1 protein-coding gene is annotated in these 1,378 nt (G+C 64.8%); it reads left to right on the top strand.

Annotation, left to right across the window (positions count from 1 at the left end):
* Positions 1-540 precede the first annotated feature (540 nt).
* On the top strand, positions 541-1,110 hold the full coding sequence (locus P1P70_RS44655) for a dihydrofolate reductase family protein (protein ID WP_319248223.1): 570 nt from the start codon (positions 541-543) through the stop codon (positions 1,108-1,110).
* The last annotated feature ends 268 nt before the right edge of the window (positions 1,111-1,378 follow it).

Here is a 1,378-nt window from a genome sequence, read left to right as displayed (position 1 = left end):
CCGCGACATCCTCGCGAGTCCGGCCCGCCACCAACGCGGCCACCGCCCGCAACCGAAGGGCCTCCTGCGCCGACGGCGACAACTGCCGTGCGTCCCCCATCAGTTCACTCACGCAGGGATCAACGACCCAGAACACCTACCGTTTCGGATCAATACGAGCGGCAGCAGAAGTTCGACGAGGCTGAGCTTGAGATGCTTTTCCTGATGCGGAAGAGCCTGTCGATTCCGGAAGCTGACCTGACCCTTCCACCTCCTGGCTACAGCTGGTGCCTCGTCAGGCAACGTTTGCGACGTTCTCGTTGACCCTGAGCCGACGGTAGGTGACGCGGCACCGTGCATCGAAGTCGAGCGTTATGGGCGCCGTCCCGTTGCGAACTTGAACGCCCCGAGCGCCGAATCGGTCGCGCGCTCGGTCTGCGGTCTGGTGCGCATCACGACGGCGTCAAAGTAGGTGCGATCGCGCCGATGAGAAATGGCGCCGGCAGTCGTCTGAGTACTGTCCGGAGAACGCTGGGCGCGCCTCAAGGGAGATGCAACGGGATGAGACCACTTCGATACTCGATCAACGTCACGCTCGACGGCTGCTGCCATCACGAGGCAGGGCTCCCCCCGGACGAGGAGTCGATGCGCTACTGGACCGCTGAGATGGAGCGAGCCGATGCCCTGCTATTCGGCCGGGTGACCTACGAGATGATGGAGTCGGTGTGGCGGAAGCCGGCCACGGGCACGTGGCCCGACTGGATGGATGAATGGCAGATCCCGTTCGCCGAGACCATCGACCGGGCGAAGAAGTACGTCGTGTCGAGCACGCTGAGCGGGGTCGATTGGAATGCCGACCTGGTGCGAGGCGACTTGGGGCAAGCGGTTCAGCGGCTCAAACAGGAGTCAGGCGAGGGCCTGTGGGTGGGTGGCGTGACGCTCCCCCTGGCGTTGGCAGATCTGGGACTGATCGACGAGTACGAGTTTCTTGTTCAGCCGGTCCTTGCCGGACACGGGCCGACGTTGCTCGCCGGTCTGCGCGAGCGCATCCAGCTCGAGCTCGTGGACCGCCATGAGTTCCGGTCGGGGGCGGTAGCCCAGCGATACCGGCTCACGCGAGTTACGGCTTGACGTGATTTGTCCTGCACGTTGGCCGCTCCCTCGCGACGGAACGACGGCTCGGGGTCGCGTTGCCCCGCGCTGGCCGTGCCCCCGAACGGCGGACATATCGACGGGGGACATCGCCCCGAGGTGCCGGTAGCGGACAGGGCAAATGTTGCCCGACGTGGCACTAGTAGACCGTCGCGGCTTAATTTCGCTGTGCGGTTGGGTAGAGGTGGCGTAGTTTCACGCGTGCGTCGTCGGTGGTGAAGTGCCAGTCGACTTGGCGCTGGTTGCG

This window comes from Streptomyces sp. MB09-02B (genome assembly GCF_033794485.1).
GTDB lineage: Bacteria > Actinomycetota > Actinomycetes > Streptomycetales > Streptomycetaceae > Streptomyces.
Note: the sequence above shows the minus strand (reverse complement) of the source record. Positions and strands in the feature narration are given on the sequence as shown.

Bases quoted from the DNA above. Each gene is read 5' to 3' on its own strand.
- P1P70_RS44655 (WP_319248223.1), top strand. From the start codon at position 541: ATGAGACCACTTCGATACTCGATCAACGTCACGCTCGACGGCTGCTGC.